This window comes from Cupriavidus sp. DB3 (assembly GCF_020418465.1).
Classification (GTDB): Bacteria; Pseudomonadota; Gammaproteobacteria; order Burkholderiales; family Burkholderiaceae; genus Cupriavidus; species Cupriavidus cauae.
In genome coordinates this window covers 553108-573204 of record NZ_JAIZPL010000004.1, presented here as the reverse complement: position 1 = coordinate 573204, position 20097 = coordinate 553108, and the positions used below count along the sequence as shown (strand labels likewise).

Sequence of the window (20097 nt, the reverse complement as noted above, 5' to 3'; positions counted from 1 at the left end):
GGAGGTCAGGCCCAGAGCCGTTCGATCAGCCAACCGGCGGTGGCGCACAAGCCGAGCCACGCCGCCATGCAACCGGCAATGAATCGATAAGTCATCGTACTTTTGGCAAGCAAAGAGCGAAATTACGCAAAATCGTGATCGCGATGATACATGCATTCATGAATGTATGTTAAGCGGCGACAAATCCATTTTGCGTCTGGGGGTAAACGATCGGCCATCCGGGAAACTTGAGGGCGCCGGCTGCTGGCGGTTCCAACCGCGGGTGCCGCCCCAAGCCGCGGCGGCGAGGCCAGACTGCGAGTCCTGACCGGGTCCCGACTGCCACTGCCGACCGCGAGTCGGCGCACTTGCAGCAGGGATTTGCGCCTGCCCACGCATGCATGCTGCTACCCTTGCGGCCATCGAAAAGAGGCCAAGCCATGCATACCCACGATCTCTCCCCCTGGACCCACTCGCATGTCTTCGACCGCGGCAACGCCGCCGGCGAACGCGGTACGCGCCTGGTGCTGCTGCTGACGGCCGCGGCGATGGTGGCGGAGATCGCCGCCGGCTGGTGGTTCGGCTCGATGGCGCTGCTGGCCGACGGCTGGCACATGAGTTCGCACGCGCTGGCGATCGGCCTGTCGGTGTTCGCGTATGCGGCCGCCCGCCGCTTCGCCAACGACCGCCGCTTCGCCTTCGGCACCTGGAAGATCGAGGTGCTGGCCGGCTTCGCCAGCGCGGTCTTCCTGATGGGGGTGGCCGCGCTGATGGGCTTCGCCTCGATCGAGCGGCTGTTCGCCCCGGCGGCGATCCGCTATCCGGAAGCGATGGCGGTCACCTGCCTGGGCCTGCTGGTCAATCTGGCCAGCGCCTGGCTGCTGGGCGGCGCGCACCACCATCACCACGGGCACGGGCACGATCACCACCACCATCACCACGACGATAATCATCACGGCCACCACCACGGGCACGGCCATGACCACGCGCATGGCCACGACCTGAACCTGCGTTCGGCCTACCTGCACGTGCTGGCCGACGCCGCCACCTCGGTGCTGGCGCTGCTGGCGCTCGCGGGCGGCTGGTGGCTCGGCTGGAACTGGCTCGATCCGGTGATGGGCATCGTCGGCGCGGTGCTGGTCGGACACTGGGCGCTCGGCCTGATCCGCCAGACCTCCGCGGTGCTGCTCGATCGCGAGATGGACCATCCGGTGGTCGACGAGGTGCGCGAGGTGCTGGCCGGCTTCGACCAGGGCCGCGATGGCACCCGCGTGACCGACCTGCATGTCTGGCGGGTCGGCAAGGACAAGTTCGCCTGCATCGTCGCGCTGGTCACGCACGACCCGACGCTGACGCCGGCGCGCGTGCGTACCGCCCTCGGCGTGCACGAGGAACTGGCGCATGTCACGGTGGAAATCGCGCGCTGCGACGATGGCGCGATGAAAAAGGCCGGCTGAACCACGCCGCTCGCGCCGATTGCATTGGCGCGGGCAGGAAAGCTGGAGGCGGGGGAACGGAATCGAACCGTCGTACACGGCTTTGCAGGCCGTGGCATGCCACTCTGCCACCCCGCCGCTGTCTTGAAGCGGTGCGCTGCGAACAGCGCGGGCCGAAGTGTAGCCCGATTCGCCCGATCGTGCAGAAGGCCGCCGCATCGCGGCCGAGCCCGGCCCCAGCCCGGCCCCAGCCCGGCCCGAGCCCGAGCCAACGAGCGGCCAAGCCGGCCCCCCACCGATCTCTGCTATCGTCTCGGCCAACGTTGAAAGGCCCTCCCCCAGCATGCGACTGCTGCACACCTCGGACTGGCATCTCGGCCAGACCCTGCATCACTACGACCGTACCCACGAACATCAGCACTTCCTCGACTGGCTGCTCGATACGCTGGACGCCGAGGCCACCGACCTGCTGCTGGTCGCCGGCGACATCTTCGACACCGCCAACCCCTCGGCCGCGGCGCAGCGCCAGCTGTACCGCTTCCTGACCGAGGCGCGGCGCCGGCGCCCCCATCTGGCGATCGTGATGATCGCCGGCAACCACGACTCGCCGGCGCGGCTGGAGGCCCCGGCGCCCTTCCTCGACTGGTTCGGCGCGGCCTGCGTCGGCCAGGTCCATCGCTTGCCTGACGGCACGATCGACGTGGAGAAGCTGGTGGTGCCCGTGCGCGATACGGGTGGCCGGATCGCGGCGTGGTGCCTGGCCATCCCCTTCCTGCGCCCCAGCGACGTGCCGCGGGTCGAGGCCGCGCGGGACAACGCGGATACCGGCATCCATACCGGCATCGATACCGGCATCGATACCGAGGCCGGCACCGGCACCGACCCCTACCAGGCCGGCGTCGCCGCGCTCTATCGCAGCGCGCTCGAACTGGCGCTGTCCCGCCGGCAACCCGGCCAGCCCATCGTCGCGCTGGGCCACTGCCATATGCGCGACGGCGAGGTCTCGGAGGACTCGGAACGGCGCATCGTGATCGGCGGCGCCGAGGCGCTGCCGGCCGGCATCTTCGACCCGGCCATCGCCTATGTCGCGCTGGGGCATCTGCATCGGCCGCAGAAGGTCGGCCGCCACGAGCACATCCGCTACAGCGGCAGTCCGCTGCCGATGTCGTTCTCCGAGATCCACTATCCGCACCAGGTCGTCAGCGCGCGGCTCGAGGGCGAGGCCCTGGCCGAGTGGCGCGCGATCCCGGTGCCCAGACCCGTCGACCTGATGCGCGTGCCCCTGACGCCCCGGCCGCTCGAACAGGCGCTGGACGCGCTGCGCGCGCTCGAGCTGCCGCCGTTGCCCGACGCGCTGCAGCCGTATCTGCAGGTGCGGGTCGCGCTGGACGGCCCCGAGCCGACGCTGCGCGCCAAGGTGGAAGCCGCGCTCGACGGCAAGCCGGTGCGCCTCGCGCGCATCGAGGTCAGCACCGCCGCCGCGGCCGGCGAGGCGCCCGCGCCGATGCTGTCGCTCGACGACCTGAACCGGCTCGACCCGGCCGCGGTGTTCGCCTCGCTGTATCGCGAGCGGCATGGCGCCGAGGCGCCCGCCACGCTGGCGGCCGCGCTGGCCGAACTGCTGCACGCGCCGGACGAGGTGGCAGCGCCATGAAGATCCTCGCCATTCGCGGCCGCAACCTGGCCTCGCTGTCGGGCGAGTTCGCCATCGACTTCACCGCCGAACCGCTGGCCTCGGCCGGCCTGTTCGCGATCTGCGGCCCCACCGGCGCGGGCAAGAGCACGCTGCTCGATGCCCTGTGCCTCGCGCTGTACGACGAGACCCCGCGCGTCGCCCGCGTCGGTGGACGTGCCACGGTGCTGCCCGATGTCGCGGGCGAGACCATCGGCGCGCACGACACGCGCACGCTGCTGCGCCGCGGCGCCGCCGAGGGCCACGCCGAGGTCGACTTCGTCGGCGGCGACGGGCAGGCCTACCGCGCCCGCTGGAGCGTGCGCCGCGCGCGCTCCAAGGCCGGCGGCAAGCTGCAGCAGACCCAGATGTCGCTGGCCCGGCTGCCCGGCGAGGAACCGGTCGGCGGTGGCCTGAAGACCGAAGTCCAGGCCGCGATCGTCGAGCGCGTCGGGCTGACCTTCGAGCAGTTCACGCGCGCGGTGCTGCTGGCGCAGAACGAGTTCTTTGCCTTCCTGAAGGCCGGCGACGACGAACGCGCGGCGCTGCTGCAGGCGCTGACCGGCACCGGCCGCTTCGAGGCGATTTCGCGGCGCGCCTTCGAACGCAACAAGGCCGAGCAGGAAGCGTTGCGCCAGCTGCGCGAGCAGGCCGCGCAGCACCAGCCGCTGGAAGCCGAGACGCGCGCGCAATACGAACTGCAACGCCGGCAGCAGCACGACGCTGTGACGGCGCTGGACGAACGGCTGCGGCAACACGAGGCGCAGTTGCGCTGGCACGCCGACGCGGCGGAACTCGCCAAGCTCGAACAGCAGGCGATTGAGCAGCATCGGGCGGCCGTCGCCGCGCACGATGCCGCCGCGCCGCGGCGAGCCCGGCTGGCGGACGCACATGCGGCCCAGGCCGCGCGGCCGCTGGTGGCCGAGATCGACCGCCTGGCCGCTCAGCGCGAGGCACAGCGCCAGGAACTCGCGCGCGCCGCCGAGGCGCAGGCGGCGGCCGAACGCGCGGCACAGCACGCACAGGCCGAACGGCAGCGCGCTGCCACCGACCTGGAGGCGGCGCGCCACGCCGAGGCCGAGATGGCACCGCGCCTGGCGCAGGCGCGCGAGTTCGACGCCGTGATCGCAACGCTGACGCCGGACCGCGAGCGCGCGGCGCAGGCGCATCGGCAGGCCGCGCAGGCACTGGACGAGGCACGCCGCGAACAGGCCCGACTGCGGACGGAGCGCGACTCCGCGGGCGCGGCGCTGGCCGCCGCCGAAGACTGGCTCGCGCGGCATGCCGGCCGCGAGGCGCTCGGCGCGCAATGGCCGCGCTGGGAGGCGCTGTTCGCGCAGGCCGACGATTGGCACGGCCGGCACGTCGCCGCCACGCAGGAGGTCGCGCTATTGGCCGAGCGGCTGGCCACGGCCCGGCGCGACCAGTCCGAGGCACAGGCGCGGCTCGCCTCCGCCGCCGAGTCGCTGCAAGGCGCACAGCGGCAGGTCGCGACGGCGCAGCAGGCGCTGGCCGGCCATGATCGCGATGCCATCGCGGCGCGCGCCGTCGCATTGCAGCGGCATCGCGACGCGCTGCAGCAGGCCGCGGCACGCTGGCGCGAACGGCTTGCGGCCGAAGCGCGGATGGCCGAGCTGATCCAGCAGCGCGAGACGCTGCAGGCGCAACGGCAGCAGTGCCAGCAAGACATCGATGCGGCCCGCGCCGCGCGGCCTGCCGCGCAGCAGGCCGCCACGCAGGCGGAACGCTCCTGGCAACGCGCGCTCGCGGCGTGCCAGCAGAGCGTCGAGCAATTGCGCGAGACGCTGGAGCCGGGCGAACCCTGCCCGGTGTGCGGCGCCAGCGAACACCCGTACGCGCATGACGACTCGCCGCTGCGCGCGGCGCTGCAGGCCACGCTGGGCGCGCTGGAGGACGAGTACCGCCGTGGCCAGCAGGCGCTGGCCCGGATCGACGCCGACGAACGCAGCGCCGCCACGCTGGCGCACAGCCACGACGAAGCGCTGGCGCAGCTCGACACGCGCCTGGCCGCCGCACGGCAGCAGCGCGACCGCGCCGAACGCGAGTGGCAAGCCGATGCGCTGGCCGCGCAGCTCCCGCAGCGCGTGGACGTGGGGCAGGTGCCGCGGACCGGGCAAGCCGTGCAGGCCGGGCAAGCCGCGCAGGCCGGGCAAGCCGGGCAAGCCGGGCAGGCCGGGCAGGCCGTGCAAGCCTGGCGGGCCCAGGCCGTGCAGGCCGGGCACACTGCGCAGGTCGAGACCGTCGATGCCGACCAGCGCGCCGACTGGTTCGCGCGGCAATTGGCCGACGCCGACGCGCAGCTGCGCAGCGCGGCCGAACTCGACGCCGACCTGCGCGCGCTCGACAAGCAGCTGCAGGCCGCGCGCGTGCGCCTGGACGCCGCGCAGGCCGAACAGATGGCGGCCGACAGCGCGCTGCAACGCGCGCAGGCCGCGGCCGCCGAACTCGCGCTGCGTCACGGCGCGGCGGTCGAGTCGGCGGCGGCAACGGCGGCGCAGCGCGACCAGGCCCTGCGCGAACTGGACGCGGGCGCGCTGGAGCGCGCCGCGGGCCTCGACTGGCGCCGGCAGTGGCACGACGATCCGGCGGCATTCCGTGCGCGCTGCGAGGCTGACGCCGGCGCATGGACGCGGCACCGCGACCAACGCGACGCGCAGCGCCAGCGCATCGTGCAGCTCGATGGCGCACTGGCCGCCGCCACGCAGGCGCACGAGCATGCCGTCGAAGCGCATCGCAAGGCCGCCGAGTCGCTGGCGTTCGCCGACGCGCGCCTGTCCGAGCAAAGGGTGCGCCGCGATGCGCTGTTTGCCGGCACGCCCGATGCGGGCCTGACGGTCGAGGCCATCGCCGCCCGTCTGGCGCAAGCCAGCACCGAGGCCACGGCGCGCGTCGACGCGGCGCAGAGGGCGAGCCAGGCTGCCAGCGAGCAGCTGGCGCGGCAGACCGCGCGCGCCGAACAGGCGCAGGCCCAAGCCCAGGCGCTGGAGCAGCAGGCGCGCGACGCCGCGACGCGGCTCGATGCGTGGTTGCATGCCTGGGGCGACGGGCACGTCGGACACGATGGGCACGACGGGCACGTCAGACACGACGGGCACGACGGGCACGACAGCCGCGACAGGCGCGATGGACGCGACGGACACGACGGGCATGACGGCCTCGACGCAGACGTCCGACACATCGGCCCCGCCGCCACCGCGCCGTTCGACGAAGCCGCCCTGCGCGCGCTGCTGGCGCTCGATGCCGACTGGCTGGCGCGCGAGGAAGAGGCGCTGCACGCGCTGCAACGCGAGGTCGATGAAGCCCGCGCCGTGGTGCAGACGCGCCGCGCCGAACGCGAACGCCATCTGGCACGCCGGCTGGGCGAAGGCGACGCGGCCACCGTCCAGGCCGCGCTGACGGCGGCCCGCGCCGAACTCGAACGCGCCAAGCAGGCGCTGGCCGAGGCCGATTTCACGCTGCGCCGCGACGACGAGCGGCGCGCGCAGGCCAGCGACCTGATCGCGCGCATCGACCGGCAGCAGGCCGCCGCGCACACCTGGCAGGTGCTCAACGAACTGATCGGTTCGGCCGACGGCAAGAAATTCCGCAACCATGCCCAGCAGATGACGCTGGACATCCTGCTCGGCTACGCCAACCGGCACCTGGCCACGCTGTCGCGCCGCTACCGGCTCGAACGCGTGCGCCAGAGCCTGGCGCTGCTGGTGATCGACCAGGACATGGCCGACGAGGCCCGCTCGGTGCATTCGCTGTCCGGCGGCGAGTCGTTCCTGGTGTCGCTCGCGCTCGCGCTGGGGCTGGCATCGCTGTCCTCGCATCGCGTGCGGGTCGAATCGCTGTTCATCGACGAGGGCTTCGGCAGCCTCGACGCGGACACGCTGCGCGTCGCCATGGACGCGCTCGACAGCCTGCAGGCCCAGGGCCGCAAGGTCGGCGTGATCTCGCACGTGCACGAGATGACCGAGCGCATCGGCACGCGCATCGAGGTGCGCAGGCTCTCGGGCGGACAGAGCCGGGTCATGGTGGGCTCGTAGCGGTGTAGCGGGGCCCTGCCCTTTACCCTCTCCCCCGGCCCTCTCCCGCGCGCGGGAGAAGGCCGGGGGAGAGGGCCGGCGCCCGCCCTTGCGCAGACGCTCCACCAGACACTGTGTTCGCGATCCCGAACAATCGCGCGCCATCCCGCGCCATGCCTGGGCTCGCCATCGCCCCTTTCCGACGGCCGCACCGCCGTGCCGTGCAGGATCACGCCCTAGGGGTTACCCTTATACCGCCCTGCCGTCCGCCCGTCAGCTCCCTGGCCGCGGGCGGCCTCTGTTGCAGCGGCGGTGCCCCGCCGCGCGCTTCGCCCGACGCCGGCGCACGCGTGTCCACGCCTGAGCGCCGGCGTCCTACTCAGCGATCTCCCATGACAGAACTGACCAGCACCACCATTCCGGCCGGCAAGACGGACCATGACCGGGAACATGACAGCCGCCGCCGCGTGTTCGCGATCGTCGCCGCGTCGTCCGGCAATCTCGTCGAATGGTTCGACTTCTATATCTACGCGTTCTGCGCGATCTATTTCGCGCACTCCTTCTTCCCGCAGTCCGATCCCACCGTGCAGCTGCTCAATACCGCGGGCGTATTCGCCGCGGGCTTTCTGATGCGGCCGATCGGCGGCTGGGTGTTCGGCCGCATCGCCGACCGCCACGGGCGCAAGAGTTCGCTGCTGATCTCGGTGGTGATGATGTGCACCGGCTCGCTGATGATCGCCTGCCTGCCGACCTACGACAGCATCGGCATGTGGGCGCCCGCCCTGCTGCTGCTGGCGCGCCTGCTGCAGGGCCTGTCGGTCGGCGGGGAATACGGCACCACCGCCACCTACATGAGCGAGGTCGCGCTCAAGGGCCGGCGCGGCTTCTTCTCGTCGTTTCAGTACGTGACGCTGATCGGCGGCCAGTTGCTGGCGGTGCTGGTGGTCGTCGTGCTGCAGCAGCTGTACACCGAGCAGGAGCTCAGGACCTGGGCCTGGCGCATTCCCTTCGTGATCGGCGCGATCACCGCGGTGGTGGCGCTGCTGCTGCGCCGTACGCTGCATGAAACGTCCAGCGCCGACACGCGCAACACCAAGGACGCCGGCAGCGTGGTCGCGCTGCTGCGCGACCACAAGGCGGCCTTCTTCACCGTGCTTGGCTACACCGCCGGCGGCTCGCTGATCTTCTATACGTTCACCACCTACATGCAGAAGTACCTGGTGAACACCGCCGGCATGCCGATCAAGACCGCCAGCTACGTGATGACGGGCGCGCTGTTCGTCTACATGTGCATGCAGCCCGTGTTCGGCGCGCTGTCGGACCGCATCGGCCGGCGTACCAACATGATGCTGTTCGGCGCGCTCGGCGCGCTGATCACGGTGCCGGTGCTGACCGCGCTGCATACCATCACCAATCCGGCGGTCGCCTTCGTGCTGATCACGCTGTCGATGGCGGTGGTCAGCCTCTATACGTCGATCAGCGGCATCGTCAAGGCCGAGATGTTCCCGCCCGAAGTGCGCGCGCTCGGCGTGGGCCTGGCCTATGCGATCGCCAACGCCATCTTCGGCGGCTCGGCGGAATACGTCGCGCTCGGCCTGAAGTCGGTCGGCCACGAGTCCGCCTTCTACTGGTACGTGACCGCGATGATGGTGGTGGCCTTCCTGGTCAGCCTGCGGCTGCCGCGCCAGGCCAAGTACCTGCATCACGAACACTGAGCAGGCCGTCGCCCCGGCGGCACGGCGGCGACCCCGCGGCCTGCCGGGCCGCTGGGGTGCCCCGCGGGAACGGCGTCGCGCTGGCTGCGCGCCGCCGCTTCAGAAGCGATATTGCAGCCCGGCGTAGATGGCCCGCCCGCTGCCCGGGTAGAACACCGCGGTGTTCGCGCTGCGCGCGTCGGCCACCGTGCCGAAGTCGCTGACATAGCGCTTGTCGCCCAGATTGCGGGCATCGACGAACAGCGTCACGCCGCCGCCGAAGCGGTAGGACGCCTGCAGGCCGAACAGCGCGTAGCCCGGCGCGCGCATCGTATTGGCATAGTCGACCCAGGCGCCGCTCGGCACCCAGTCGAGCGTGCCGGCAATGCGCCAGCGCTCGCCCACGCCGTAGGTCAGCGTGGTACGCAGGACATGCTCCGGCACGCCGGCGATGCGGTTGTTGCCGTAGCGCCGGTCGTTGTCGAAGCGGAAATCGCTGTAATTCCATAGCTGCGCCACGTTGAGGCGATCGCCCGGGGTCAGCACGCCGCGCAGCAGGTCGGCATCGACGCCCAGCTCCACGCCCTGCAGCGTGGTGCGGCCGGCGTTGAACGTCGAGGCCGGGATGTCGGGGCCGGTGGCGAACTGCAGCATCTGCTCGCGCACCAGCGAGCGGTAGGCGGCGACATCCCAGCCGAAGCGCTCGCGCCGCCCCCGCGTGCCGATCTCCAGCGTCCAGCCGCGCTGCACCGCCAGCGCCACGAAGCGCTGGGCGCTGCCGATGGTCTGCAGCAGATCCGAAAAGTCCGGCACGTCGGCGCTGCGCGTGATATCGACGAAGGCCTGCACCTCGGGGACCGGTTCCCACAGCACGCCGATCTTGGGGTTGATGCCGCTGAAGGTATCGCGGTCGGACTTGGCCACCGGATTGGCCGCCAGGCCACCGTGGTCGGTATAGCGCCGCTCGGCGCGATAAGCCTTGGCCCCGGCCATCAGCGCCACCGTGGGCAGCAGATACAGCCGGTTTTCCAGATACGCCTCGTAGTTGGCCGCCTGCTGGCGTGCGTTCAGCGTCTGCGCGCCCCGGCTTCCGCCCTGGTTCAGGTAGTGGCGGGAATCGCCGGTGCCGCCGAAGAAACGGCCGCCGACGATCAGCTCGTTGCGCATGCCGCCGACGCTGCCGCGCCCGGTATAGCGCGGCGCGAAGCCATAGGTCCAGCTGTCCTGGTCGATCACCTGGAAGATCGGGTGATGCAGGTCCTTGTGGATCACCCAGCTGCGCAGGTCCAGCTGCTGCCCTTCCCCCAGCCGGATGGTCGTCACGTTGGCCAGGCGCTCGGTGCGCGTGTCGCGGGCCTGATCGAGCGCCAGCGCGCCGGCCGAGGCGCGGCGAGGCTGGTTCAGGGCGTCGGCCAGCGACAGCGTGCCCGGCAGGTCCTGGTCGACCACATAGACGCCGAGATAGAAGCGCGTCTCGACATCCGGGCTGAGGCGATAGCCGAAGTTGGCATTGAACTGCTGGTACTGGCCGCGCTGGTGCTCGCGATAGCCGTCGGCGCGATTGACGCTCAGGTTGGCGAGGAAATCGAAGGCGCCGAACTGGCGCGACACCTGCGCGCCGGCGCGGGCGGTGCCGAAGCTGCCACCCTCGAGCCGCAGCTGGTTCGGCGCCGGCGCGGTCAGCGCGGCGGGCGTGGTGAAATTGATCGCGCCGCCCAGCGTGGTGCTGCCATAGGCCAGGCCGTTGCCGCCCTTGTACACCTCGGTGGCCTGCAGCGCGAGCGGATCGATCTGATAGAAGTCGCCGCTGCCGTCGGCGAAGTTGGTCGGCACGCCGTCCTGCAGCACGTCGATGCCGCGGACGTGATAGCCACGCGCGATGCCCGAGCCGCGAATCGACAGCCGCAGCTCCTGGCCATAGCGCTCCTGTACGTAGACGCCCGGCGTGTCCTTCAGGACATCGCGCACATTGCTGGCATAGCTGTCCGCATGGGACTGCGCATCGACGAAGCCGACCGAGCCGACGGTGCCGAACAGCGTGGCGCGCTGCCGGACCACCGCCGGCACCGTCGGCGAGCCGGGAGCGGCCGCCGTGACGGTCGCGGTGGGCAGCGTGACGGTGCCGTCGGGCGCCCCGTCAGTGGCGCCGCCGGTGGCGCGGTCGGTGGCGCGGTCGGCGGGACCGTCAGTGGCCCGGTCGGCCGTCTGCGCCAGCAGCGGGAATGTCCACGCCAGCGACGCCGCCGTCAGCGCCGCGGAAACGGCATGGGATGCGCGGTAGCGCGAGGTCGGTCCAGGGCAAGGCGGAGCGGCGCGGGGCATGAGGTTCTGACGGAATGGCGAGTCGCGGACGCGAAACCGGTGCGCGACGATATACCGCCACGCGCCGGTGCACTATGTGACACAGTGCCGCATCATGGGTGACATCGGCCATCGCTCCACTCCCTGGCGGCAGGTTCCGCCGGCTCTGCAAGGTCCCGCAGCCCCGCAAACCGCAAACCGCAAACGGCAAGCCGCCGTCACGCCGCCATCTGCCGGCACGCCTGCGCGCAATCGCGGCAGGCCTGTGCGCATTGCTGGCAATGCTGGGCCTGATGGCGCGCGCACTCCTCGGCGCAGCGCTCGCAGATCTGCGCGCACAGCGTACATAGCTGGCGCGAATGCTCGCTGCCGCGCGACATATAGGCCACCGAAAGTTCGCAAATGCCGGCACAGTCCAGGTCCAGCCGGATGCACTCGGTCATCTTCTGCACATCGTGTTCCTGCAGGCAGGACGCCGCACAGTGACGGCAGGCCTGCGCGCAGCGCGTGCAGGCATCGATACAGGCTTGATATTGCTCGTGAGGCATGACATCCCTCCTCGGTCGGTCGACGCCGGATCGGCGCCAGCCGACATGCAGCAAGGCGCGGACCACGGCGGCGGGGCGTTGTCGACCCCGCCGGTCGCGATCCGTGCCTTGTCCCGGCCCGGAACGGTCTTACATGCCTTGCAACTTCTGCCTCCCTTCCAGCGGACGCTGCCCGCTAGCGGCACGTGAAATTGGCCGCATCGTCGGTGCTGCCGCTGCCCTGATAGACCGCCTTGCGCGGATACGGGCACAGCGGCCGGGTGCGCGTCACGGCGCCGCCGCTGACCGCGGAAGCGACGATGCGCTCCGGCGCCGTCCCGCGCGTGACCCAGGCATCGAGCGCCTCCAGGATGTCATGCTGCGCATCGACCACCGGCGCCGGCGTATCGCCGTTGCCGAACTGCGTGGTACCCGGCCCGCCCGAGCAGTGCCCCATGCCGGGCACCATGAAGAGCCGGAAGAACGCGTCGGTGGCGGCTTGGGAGCCCTGCGCCGCCTTGACGCGATCGTAGTAGGCGATGGTATCGACCGCGTTGACCACCGGGTCCTGCCAGCCGTTGTAGACCAGCAGCTTGCCGCCGCCGGCCTTGAAGGCCGATAGATCGGCGTTGGTCTGATCGACCATCGTGCCGACCTTGGCGTCGGCATAGGCCAGGTCGCGATCGAAATCGAAGGTCCACCAGTTCCATTGCGGATTGTCGAAGACCCAGTAGCGCCAGAAATCGGCGCGCGTGGGCTCGGTCGTGCCCCAGTAGGAGTTCCAGCCTACCGGTGCGCCGGCCACCGTGAACAGCGCCTCGCTGGTCTTTGGCCAGCCGGGATAGACCTGCTCCCCGGTGCGCGGATTGCGCGGCCCTGCGTACATGGCCTTCAGCGCCGACACCTGTTCGGCGGTCAGGCAATTGTCCGCATCGGCGCCGCTGCATTGCAGCGTTGCCGGATCGAAGCCGCATTGCCGCGGATCGTCGACCACGCCGTCGGTGACGCCATCGTCGGCATCGCAGGCCGCCACCGCGGCGCGCGTCACCATCGTCAGCTTGGCCGCCGGGATGATTGGCGACAGATTGTCGTTGGGACGGTGGTTGGCGAGGAATTGCCACAGGAAGCCGGCATTGAGCCGCACCCGGTTGTTGCCCGGCGCGCCGGCGATGATGCCGTCGAAATCGTCCGGATAGCGCTGCGCCTCGGCATAGCCCTGGTGGCCGCCGGTCGAGCAGCCGTAGAAGTACGCGCGCTCGATGCCGCGCGCGTGCATGTCGGCGACCAGCCGTTTGCTCGGCACCGTGATGGCATGGATCGAGCGCGTGCCCCAGTCGACGATCTTCTCCGGATGGTTGACGCCGAACAGCATGTCGTTCGGATTGGCCGACTGGTGGCCGGTATCGCCGCCGACGGTGGCGTAGCCGCGCGCGAGCCCCATCGCCATCGCACGGTAGCCCAGCGCCGGGCTGTAGCCGCCATTGCCGGTCACCAGCAGCTTGCCGTTCCATTGCGCGGCGGCCGGAATCCACACTTCGAAGCGGATCTCCGAATCGCTGCTGGGCCGCGCCACCGCCTGCACGCGGCAGAAGGCGGGCACGGTCAGCGTGGTGCCGGCATTGGGCGAGAAGCTGCCGGCGGCGACCTCGGTGGCCGACTGCACGGCGGCGCCGTCGAGCACCGCTGCCGCCATCTGCGCGCACGATCTGGGCTGCGGATTGCCGGCCTGCGGCGGCTCAGGCGGCTCAGGCGGCGGATCGTCGCCCCCGCCGCAGGCAGCCAGCGTCACGGCCGCCGCGGCTGCCGCGGCCAGCGCGGCCGCATGGACACGCCAGGGTCCTGGCTTGGTCATGATGTCTCTCCTTCCGTTGCGCCGGTGCCGCTTCACGGCAGCACCGGATTGGCCTGGGCGCGCGCGATCGCGCGCTGTGCGTCGGCGGGCAGCAGGAAGCGCTGCGACACCAGCGCGTCGGCGGCCGTGCGCAGCTTCGCCAGATAGCCGGCCTGGTCGCCATACAGCGCCTCCAGCGAGGGCCGCTGGTCGCCGGCCGCGGTGCGCGCGGCCTCGGTCTTGTGGAAGGGGATGTAGCTGCCGCCCAGATTGACGAGATCGACGATGCCGGGCGTGGCCACGTAGTTGAACTCGAGGCTGGTGCCGACCGGCGCCTGCACGTCGAGCGCGCGGATGCCCGCCTTCGCCAGGCCGGTGGTGGGATCGAGCTGCGGCACCAGGATCGCGTAGTCGCGGCCCAGATAGGCGGGCGGCAGCACGGTCGCAATGCCGGACTCGTCCTGCGGCCGGTACTGCGGGCCGTAGTCGAGCAGCGGGAAGCCGTTGTAGCGGCCGAGGTACTGGAAGTCGGGGATCGGCACCGTTCCGCTCGGGCCGGCGAAACCGACACCCTTGATCACCGGCACCTGCAACTGGTCGGGCCGCACCAGCGTGCCGTCGGCGATGCGCGGCACCTGGCTGTCCGGCGGCGCGATGTCGCGCGCGACCCAGTCCTCCAGCGCGATGAACAGCGCGCGGAAGGTATCGGCGAAGTCGATCATCGAGCCGGCCGGATAGACCGTCTGCGCGGGGTTGTAGTTGATCTGCGCGGAGCGGCCGCCGTGCTGCGTGCTGGCGTAGTAGTAGATGCGCGCATTGTCCGGCTGCTTCAGGTCGGTGAAACCGTAGGCGTCGGTCAGCACCGGCGAGCCCTGCAGCTGCCAGAACTCGGTGCCCGACAGGCCGAGGAAGAAGCGCGGGCAGGTCCGCGTCTCGCTGCAGCGCTTCATCACGCCGCCGGTGCGGCCCGCGACCGCGTCCTCGTAGTCGGCCGCCAGCCCGCGCGGCGCGGTCTGGCCGAAGGCGCGATGGTCGGTGCGCAGGCCACCGCCGCCGCCCGGCACCGCGAAGCGCGTGTTGATATTGGTCTGGCGCGCGGCCACATGCGCGAAGATGCCGTCGAACACCTTGCCGCCGTCCAGCGCCGCGTTGAAGCCCAGATGCAGGAAGGTCTTCATCGCATTGCCCGACTGCGAGGTGCCCTGCCCGATCGCGTAGCGGATCGCGCCGGCGATCGGATTGGGCGTGCCGGCCGCGTCGGCGCTGCGATGGCGGAAGAAGGTCACCGTGTCGCGCAGCGCCGCCAGGCCCACGCCCATCACCTTCGGATCCTTGGCCACGTAGGTGATCTCGTACAGATAGCCGGGCTGGAAGCCGTCCTTCAGGCAGACCTTGCTGCCGTCGGGCTTGCCGGGAAACGGCGCGCCGCCGGGGCCGCAGTCGGCGAACTTCCATTCCGACGGCGCGATCGGCACGCGCGGATCGGTCTCGTTGACGCGGCGCGTCAGCGTGTAGCCGGGCTGGGTATTGTCGAGGCTGGCCGGCGCGTAGGGAATCATCGAGCCGTTGAAGACGCCGCCGGGCAGGCTCATGGTCGAGGTCGCCACGCTGGGCACCAGCTCCGCGGCGTATGGGCCGGTGATGCTGCTGCCGTCCTTGTTGCGCGCCACCGGCACGCTAAGCGTCAGCCGCGCCGGCGAGCTCTTGGGCACGTCGCCCTGCCACGCCGCGTACAGGAACACATAGCCGCGCTCGAAATAGACCGCATCGCCCGGCACCGCGGCCGGGTTCGGCATGGTCAGGATATTGCCGCGATTGGGGGCGTCATAGCGCAGCACGCCGCCGGCCTTGCCGATGTCCTTCGGCTTGAGCATCACGAACTCGGTGGTGTACTCGACCATGCCGCGCGCATTGACCGGCGCGAGCTCGAGGTCCTGGATCACCGCGTTGCGCGGGTCCTTCGGATCGACCTCGCCGTGCAGCGAGCCGGTCAGCTTCTCGTAGGCGCCGACGCTGCCGAAGCTGCCGGGAAAGTCCTCGCGCGCGGAAATCGTCAGCGTGATCGCCGGGGTCGCCGCCTGCCCGCCGCCTCCGGGCGGGCCGCCGGTCGACGGACCGCCATCGTCGTCGCTGCCGCAACCGGCCAGCAGCGTTGCCGCGGCGACCGCGGTCACCGCAGCCAACCGCCATCCCATCGCCCGCGCCGTGCCGACGCGGCGAGCGTGCCTGATCTCCATGTCTTCTCCTGCCCTGGTGGTTCTTCTTCGGGTCGCTTGTCTTCACGCCCACTGACGGAGCGTTGGCGCCAAGTCTAGGAAGCGAATTGATTCAGGAGAAATGGATAATCTCGATGGATTCAGCGGGGTTTTGGCTTAATGGGCTCCAGCAGCGCGGCGATCCGCTCCGGCGCGACGCCGGCCTCGCGCAACACCTCCTCGGTATGCTCGCCCAGCGATGGCGCGGGCCGGCGGATCGCGGTCGGCGTGCGGGCAAAGCGCGTGGTCGGGCGGACCTGGCGGATCGGCCCGACCGCCGGATGCACCGATTCCTCGAACAGTCCCACCGCCGACAGATGCGGATGGCCCGGCAGGTCCTCGAGCCGGTAGATCGGCGTGGCGGGAATATCGAGCCGCTCGCACAGCGCCATCCATTGCGCGGTGGTCCGCAGCGGCGCCAGCTCGGCCAGATGGCCGTACAGCGCCTTGATGTTCGCGTTGCGCTCGCGCCGGCTGGCGATCTGATAGCGCTCGCCCAGGTCGTCGCGTCCGAGGTCGTGGAAGAACGCCTTCCAGTGCCGTTCGGTATAGGGCAGCATGCTGATCCAGCCATCGGCGGTGCGCACCGGCTTGCGGCCGCCTTCGAGCAGGCGCGCATAGCCTGCCTTGGCGGTAGAAGACGGGAACATCATGCCGCCCATGTGCTCGGTCAGCACGAAGGCCGCCATCGTCTCCAGCATCGGCACCTCGACGTACTGGCCCTCGCCGTGCCGCTCGCGCCGGAACAGCGCGGCCAGCACCGCGTTGGCCACCGCGAGCCCGGTGGTCTTGTCGGCGATCAGGCTGGGCAGGTAGTCGGGCTCGGCACCGGCCGCGCTCGCCGCGCCGACGAAGCCGCAGGCCGCCTGGATGATGTCGTCGAACGCGGGCTTGTCGCGGTCCGGACCGTCCTGGCCGAAACCGGGCGCGGCGCAATAGACGATATCGGGCCGCAGGCGCGCGACCGCGTCGTAGCCGAAGCCCAGCCGTTCGATCGCGCCGATCCGCATGTTGTGGACCAGCACGTCGCAGGTCGGGATCAGTGCGCGCAGCGCGGCCGCGCCCTGCTCGTCCTTCAGGTCCAGCACCACCGAGCGCTTGTTGCGGTTCAGCGCGAGGAAGATCGAGCTCATGCCCGCGTGCTCGACCACGCCATTGGCGCGCATCAGGTCGCCCTCTGGCGCCTCGATCTTGATCACGTCGGCGCCCATGTCGGCCAGCACCTGCGTGCCCATCGGCCCCAGCACCACCGACGACAGGTCCAGTACCCGCACGCCGTCCAGCGGCCCCGCCACGGCGGTCTTGCCGCCGCTCTGCTTGTGTTCGTTCACTGACGCACTCCTGTGATGCCGCATCAGCGGCGCTGGAAATTGGGTAGGCGGCGCTCGGCCATCGCGGCCACGCCTTCGCGGAAATCTTCGGTCGGGAACTGCGTCAGCTGGACCTGCAGCTCGTGCCGGTTGATCTCGGCGACGCGGTCGGCAAGTCCGGCGCGCAGCGTGGCGCGCGTGCTTTCGACGGCCAGCGGCGCAGACAGCGCGATTTCGCAGGCGAGCGCGTGGGCGCGAGCCCGCACGTCGGCCTGTTCGACCAGCTCGTCGGCCAGCCCCATCTCGACCGCGGTCGCGCCGTCGATGCGGCGGCCGGTGTAGAACAGCAGCGCCGCACGCTGCTCGCCGATCAGCCGCGGCAACGTCAGGCTCAGGCCGAAGCCCGGATGGAAGCCCAGCCGGTTGAAATTGACGCTGAAGCGCGCCTCGCGGCAGGTCACGCGAAAGTCCGCGACCAGGGCCAGCCCCACGCCGGCACCGATCGCCGCGCCATGCACCGCCGCCACGATCGGCTTGCGCGTGCGGAACAGCCGCATCGCCTGCCGGTAGAACGGGCTGGGATCGCGCCGGATCGACGGATCGCTGGCGCCGAAGTCGGCGCCGGCGCAGAACGACTTGCCGTCGGCCGCGAGCACGATGGCGCGGCAATCGTCGTCGCGATCGAGCTGTTCGAGGGCATCGGCGAGCGCCGCCATGCAATCGGCGTCGACATGGTTATGGGGCGGGCGCTGCAGCACCACGTGCGCGACGTGGTCCTGCGGCATCCGGAGCAGCGAGACAGGGGATGAAGTATCCATGGCGGTAGAAGGTCGGTGGTGGTAGCGGTGACAGAAGCAGCGGCGCGAACAAGCGGCGTAAATGGGCGGCGTGGGAAATTGCCGATGGATCGCCGGGAGCCGCGCCCGGATAATGGAGCCCGTGTGTCCGGCACCTCGCCGGACGGATTCATCGGCCAATCGAAAGCGGGCGCCGGCATCTGGCCGGCAACACCCGCTCACCAGGAGCGCAACGCGAATCGACGATGCATAGCGGAGACCATCGAGAGGGCGAGCCGACGCCCGCCAACGACCGGCGGCGGCTGCCGCTGGCCGAACTGCGGCACAAGGACCTGAACCTGCTGGTCGTGCTGGCCGCGCTGCTGGAGAGCCGCAGCGTCAGCGAGGCGGCGCGGCGGCTCGACAGCAGCCAGCCGTCGACCAGCCGCATGCTGGAGCGGCTGCGCGAGGAGTTCGGCGATCCGCTGCTGATCAAGAGCGCGGCCAGGATGCTGCCGACGCGCCGCGCGCAGGAATTGCAGCAGGCGCTCGACGCCGCGCTGCGCACCATCGAGAGCATCTACACGCAGAGCGAGCGCTACGATCCCGCGCAGGAGACCGGCTCCTACGCGATCGGCATCAACGACTCGCTGCAGGCGCTGATCGCCCCGGCCTTCCTGGCCCGGCTGCGCGAGGTCGCGCCGCGCGCGCGGGTGCGCATGCATCCGGTGCCGATGCCCAGCGGACTGAGCGCGATGACCAGCGGCGCGATCGACGTGATGGTGGCCTTCTATCCGGTCGAATCCGAGGCGCTGCGTTCCGAGCTGCTGTTCTCGGCGCCGTTCGGCTGCCTGTGCGATGCCGGCAATGCCCATCTCGGCAACACGGCGGGCGCGGCCGAACTGGCGCCGCTGCCCTGCCTGGACATCTCGCAGTTCGGCGTGGTCACGCGCATGGTCGACCGCTACTTCGCCAAGCACGGCGAGCAGCGCCATATCGCCTGCACGATGACCAGCTATCTGGCCGTCGCCGACGCGATCACCGGTACCGACATGTATGCGATGGTGCCGCGCTATCTGGCGCCGGTACTGTGCCGGCATCCGGGCGTGCGCTTCATTCCGATCGACGACCCGGCGCTGGCCATTCCGGTCCATCTGTGCTGGCACAACAATGTCCATACCCATCCCTTCGTCTCCCTGCTGCGCGCGCTGCTGACCGAGGTCGCGCGCGGCCTGCCGGTGTAGCTTCACGCCATCATTCCGGCTGGATGCCGGCCGCCTGCGCCACGCGCCGGAAGCGCGCGATTTCGGCCTGGTGGAAGGAGCGCATGGTCTGCGGGGGATAGGGCATCGGGTCGCTGCCCTTGGTCGCCAGGAAGGCGGTCGACTCGGGCGTCTTCAGGATCGACTGCATCGCGGTCGCGAGCTTGCCGGCGATGTCGTCCGGCGTCTGCGCCCGCACGTAGAACGACACCCAGCTGTACTGCACGTAATCGGGATAGCCGAGCTCGCGCACGGACGGCACCTCGGGCAGTTCGTGATGGCGCTTCTCCCCGGATACCGCCAGCGCGCGCACCTTGCCCTGCCGGATCAGCGTCAGCGCGCCGCTGGTGTCGACCACCGCCAGATCGAGCTGCCTGCCGATGATGTCGGTCATGATCTGCGCCTGGCCCTTGTAGGGAATATTGACCAGCTTGATGCCGGCCAGATTGCCGAACCAGGCGGCCGCGAGCCGGTAGCCCGCCGAATAGGTGCCCACGCTGAGCGGCTTGGCCTTGCCCGCGGCGACCACATCGGCCAGCGTCTTCCAGGGCGAATCGATCGGCACGAGGAAGACATTCATGTTTCGGCTCAGGCCCGCGATCGGACGCAGATCGGCCAGCGGATCGTAGGGCAGGTTCTTCAGCACGATCGGATTGACCGACAGCGGCGAATTGCTCGCCAGCAGGATCGTGTAGCCGTCGGCCGGCGCGTTCTTCAACGCCTGGATGCCGATCACGCCGTTGGCGCCGGGGCGGTTCTCGACCACCACCGGCTGGCCCAGCGCGCGGCCGAGCGCTTCGCCGTAGTAGCGGGCCGACGAATCGGAGCCGCTGCCCGCGGTGAACGGCACGATGATCCGCAGCGGCCGCGAAGGAAACTCGCTGGCCGATTCGGCGGCGGCAATGCCGCTCGCGACGGCGCTGGTGAAGGCGGCGCTGGCCAGCAGCAGCGCCCGAAACAAACCCGGTACTCGCATCGATGTCTCCTGTCGTGGGAGGGCTCGTTTGCCCTTGTTATCCCTGT

General features: G+C 70.6%; 12 protein-coding genes and 1 tRNA gene. 5 read left to right on the top strand and 8 right to left on the bottom strand.

The window, feature by feature from the left end:
* Positions 1 to 419: 419 nt before the first annotated feature.
* Positions 420 to 1436, top strand: a complete 1017-nt coding sequence (gene dmeF / locus K7G19_RS16030) for a CDF family Co(II)/Ni(II) efflux transporter DmeF (protein WP_226108097.1) — start codon at positions 420 to 422, stop codon at positions 1434 to 1436.
* A gap of 43 nt (positions 1437 to 1479) precedes the next feature.
* On the opposite strand, the gene K7G19_RS16025 is transcribed toward dmeF, so the two are convergent.
* Positions 1480 to 1553: transfer RNA gene (locus K7G19_RS16025), tRNA-Cys, on the bottom strand.
* Between the two features lie 205 nt (positions 1554 to 1758).
* Here K7G19_RS16025 and K7G19_RS16020 point away from each other — a divergent pair.
* The 3 genes from K7G19_RS16020 (at position 1759) to K7G19_RS16010 (ending at position 8833) form a co-directional block, all read left to right on the top strand.
* Positions 1759 to 3069 carry an exonuclease SbcCD subunit D C-terminal domain-containing protein gene (locus K7G19_RS16020; RefSeq protein WP_226108095.1) on the top strand — a complete coding sequence of 437 codons (1311 nt, stop codon included), beginning with the start codon at positions 1759 to 1761 and terminating at the stop codon, positions 3067 to 3069.
* A complete protein-coding gene (locus K7G19_RS16015) occupies positions 3066 to 7139 on the top strand; it encodes an AAA family ATPase (protein WP_226108093.1) in 4074 nt (1357 codons plus the stop codon). The genes K7G19_RS16020 and K7G19_RS16015 overlap by 4 nt, the downstream gene beginning before the upstream one ends.
* Positions 7140 to 7510: 371 nt before the next feature.
* Complete coding sequence (locus K7G19_RS16010; protein WP_149317186.1) at positions 7511 to 8833, top strand: MFS family transporter; 1323 nt, start codon at positions 7511 to 7513, stop codon at positions 8831 to 8833.
* A 99-nt stretch (positions 8834 to 8932) separates the two neighbouring features.
* Here K7G19_RS16010 and K7G19_RS16005 read toward each other — a convergent pair whose 3' ends face one another.
* The 6 genes from K7G19_RS16005 to K7G19_RS15980 form a co-directional block, all read right to left on the bottom strand.
* Positions 8933 to 11134: a TonB-dependent receptor gene (locus K7G19_RS16005; RefSeq protein WP_226108091.1), complete on the bottom strand. Its 2202-nt coding sequence runs from the start codon at positions 11132 to 11134 to the stop codon at positions 8933 to 8935.
* A gap of 197 nt (positions 11135 to 11331) precedes the next feature.
* Positions 11332 to 11661: a four-helix bundle copper-binding protein gene (locus tag K7G19_RS16000; RefSeq protein ID WP_149317188.1), complete on the bottom strand. Its 330-nt coding sequence runs from the start codon at positions 11659 to 11661 to the stop codon at positions 11332 to 11334.
* A 175-nt stretch (positions 11662 to 11836) separates the two neighbouring features.
* A complete protein-coding gene (locus K7G19_RS15995; RefSeq protein ID WP_226108090.1) occupies positions 11837 to 13492 on the bottom strand; it encodes a tannase/feruloyl esterase family alpha/beta hydrolase in 1656 nt (551 codons plus the stop codon).
* Positions 13493 to 13524: 32 nt separating this feature from the next.
* Positions 13525 to 15666, bottom strand: a complete 2142-nt coding sequence (locus K7G19_RS15990; protein ID WP_226108185.1) for an alpha/beta hydrolase domain-containing protein — start codon at positions 15664 to 15666, stop codon at positions 13525 to 13527.
* A 161-nt stretch (positions 15667 to 15827) separates the two neighbouring features.
* On the bottom strand, positions 15828 to 17057 hold the full coding sequence (locus tag K7G19_RS15985) for a CaiB/BaiF CoA-transferase family protein (protein WP_150082791.1): 1230 nt from the start codon (positions 17055 to 17057) through the stop codon (positions 15828 to 15830).
* 23 nt (positions 17058 to 17080) lie between these two features.
* Positions 17081 to 17854 (bottom strand): enoyl-CoA hydratase/isomerase family protein, encoded by a 774-nt coding sequence (locus K7G19_RS15980; protein ID WP_226108089.1) that lies wholly within the window; start codon positions 17852 to 17854, stop codon positions 17081 to 17083.
* Between the two features lie 224 nt (positions 17855 to 18078).
* Between K7G19_RS15980 and K7G19_RS15975 the strand changes: the two genes are divergently transcribed.
* Entirely contained in the window at positions 18079 to 19056 is a 978-nt protein-coding gene (locus tag K7G19_RS15975) for a LysR family transcriptional regulator (protein ID WP_226108088.1), read from the top strand.
* Between the two features lie 10 nt (positions 19057 to 19066).
* On the opposite strand, the gene K7G19_RS15970 is transcribed toward K7G19_RS15975, so the two are convergent.
* Entirely contained in the window at positions 19067 to 20050 is a 984-nt protein-coding gene (locus K7G19_RS15970) for a tripartite tricarboxylate transporter substrate binding protein (protein ID WP_223819537.1), read from the bottom strand.
* Between the last annotated feature and the right edge of the window lie 47 nt (positions 20051 to 20097).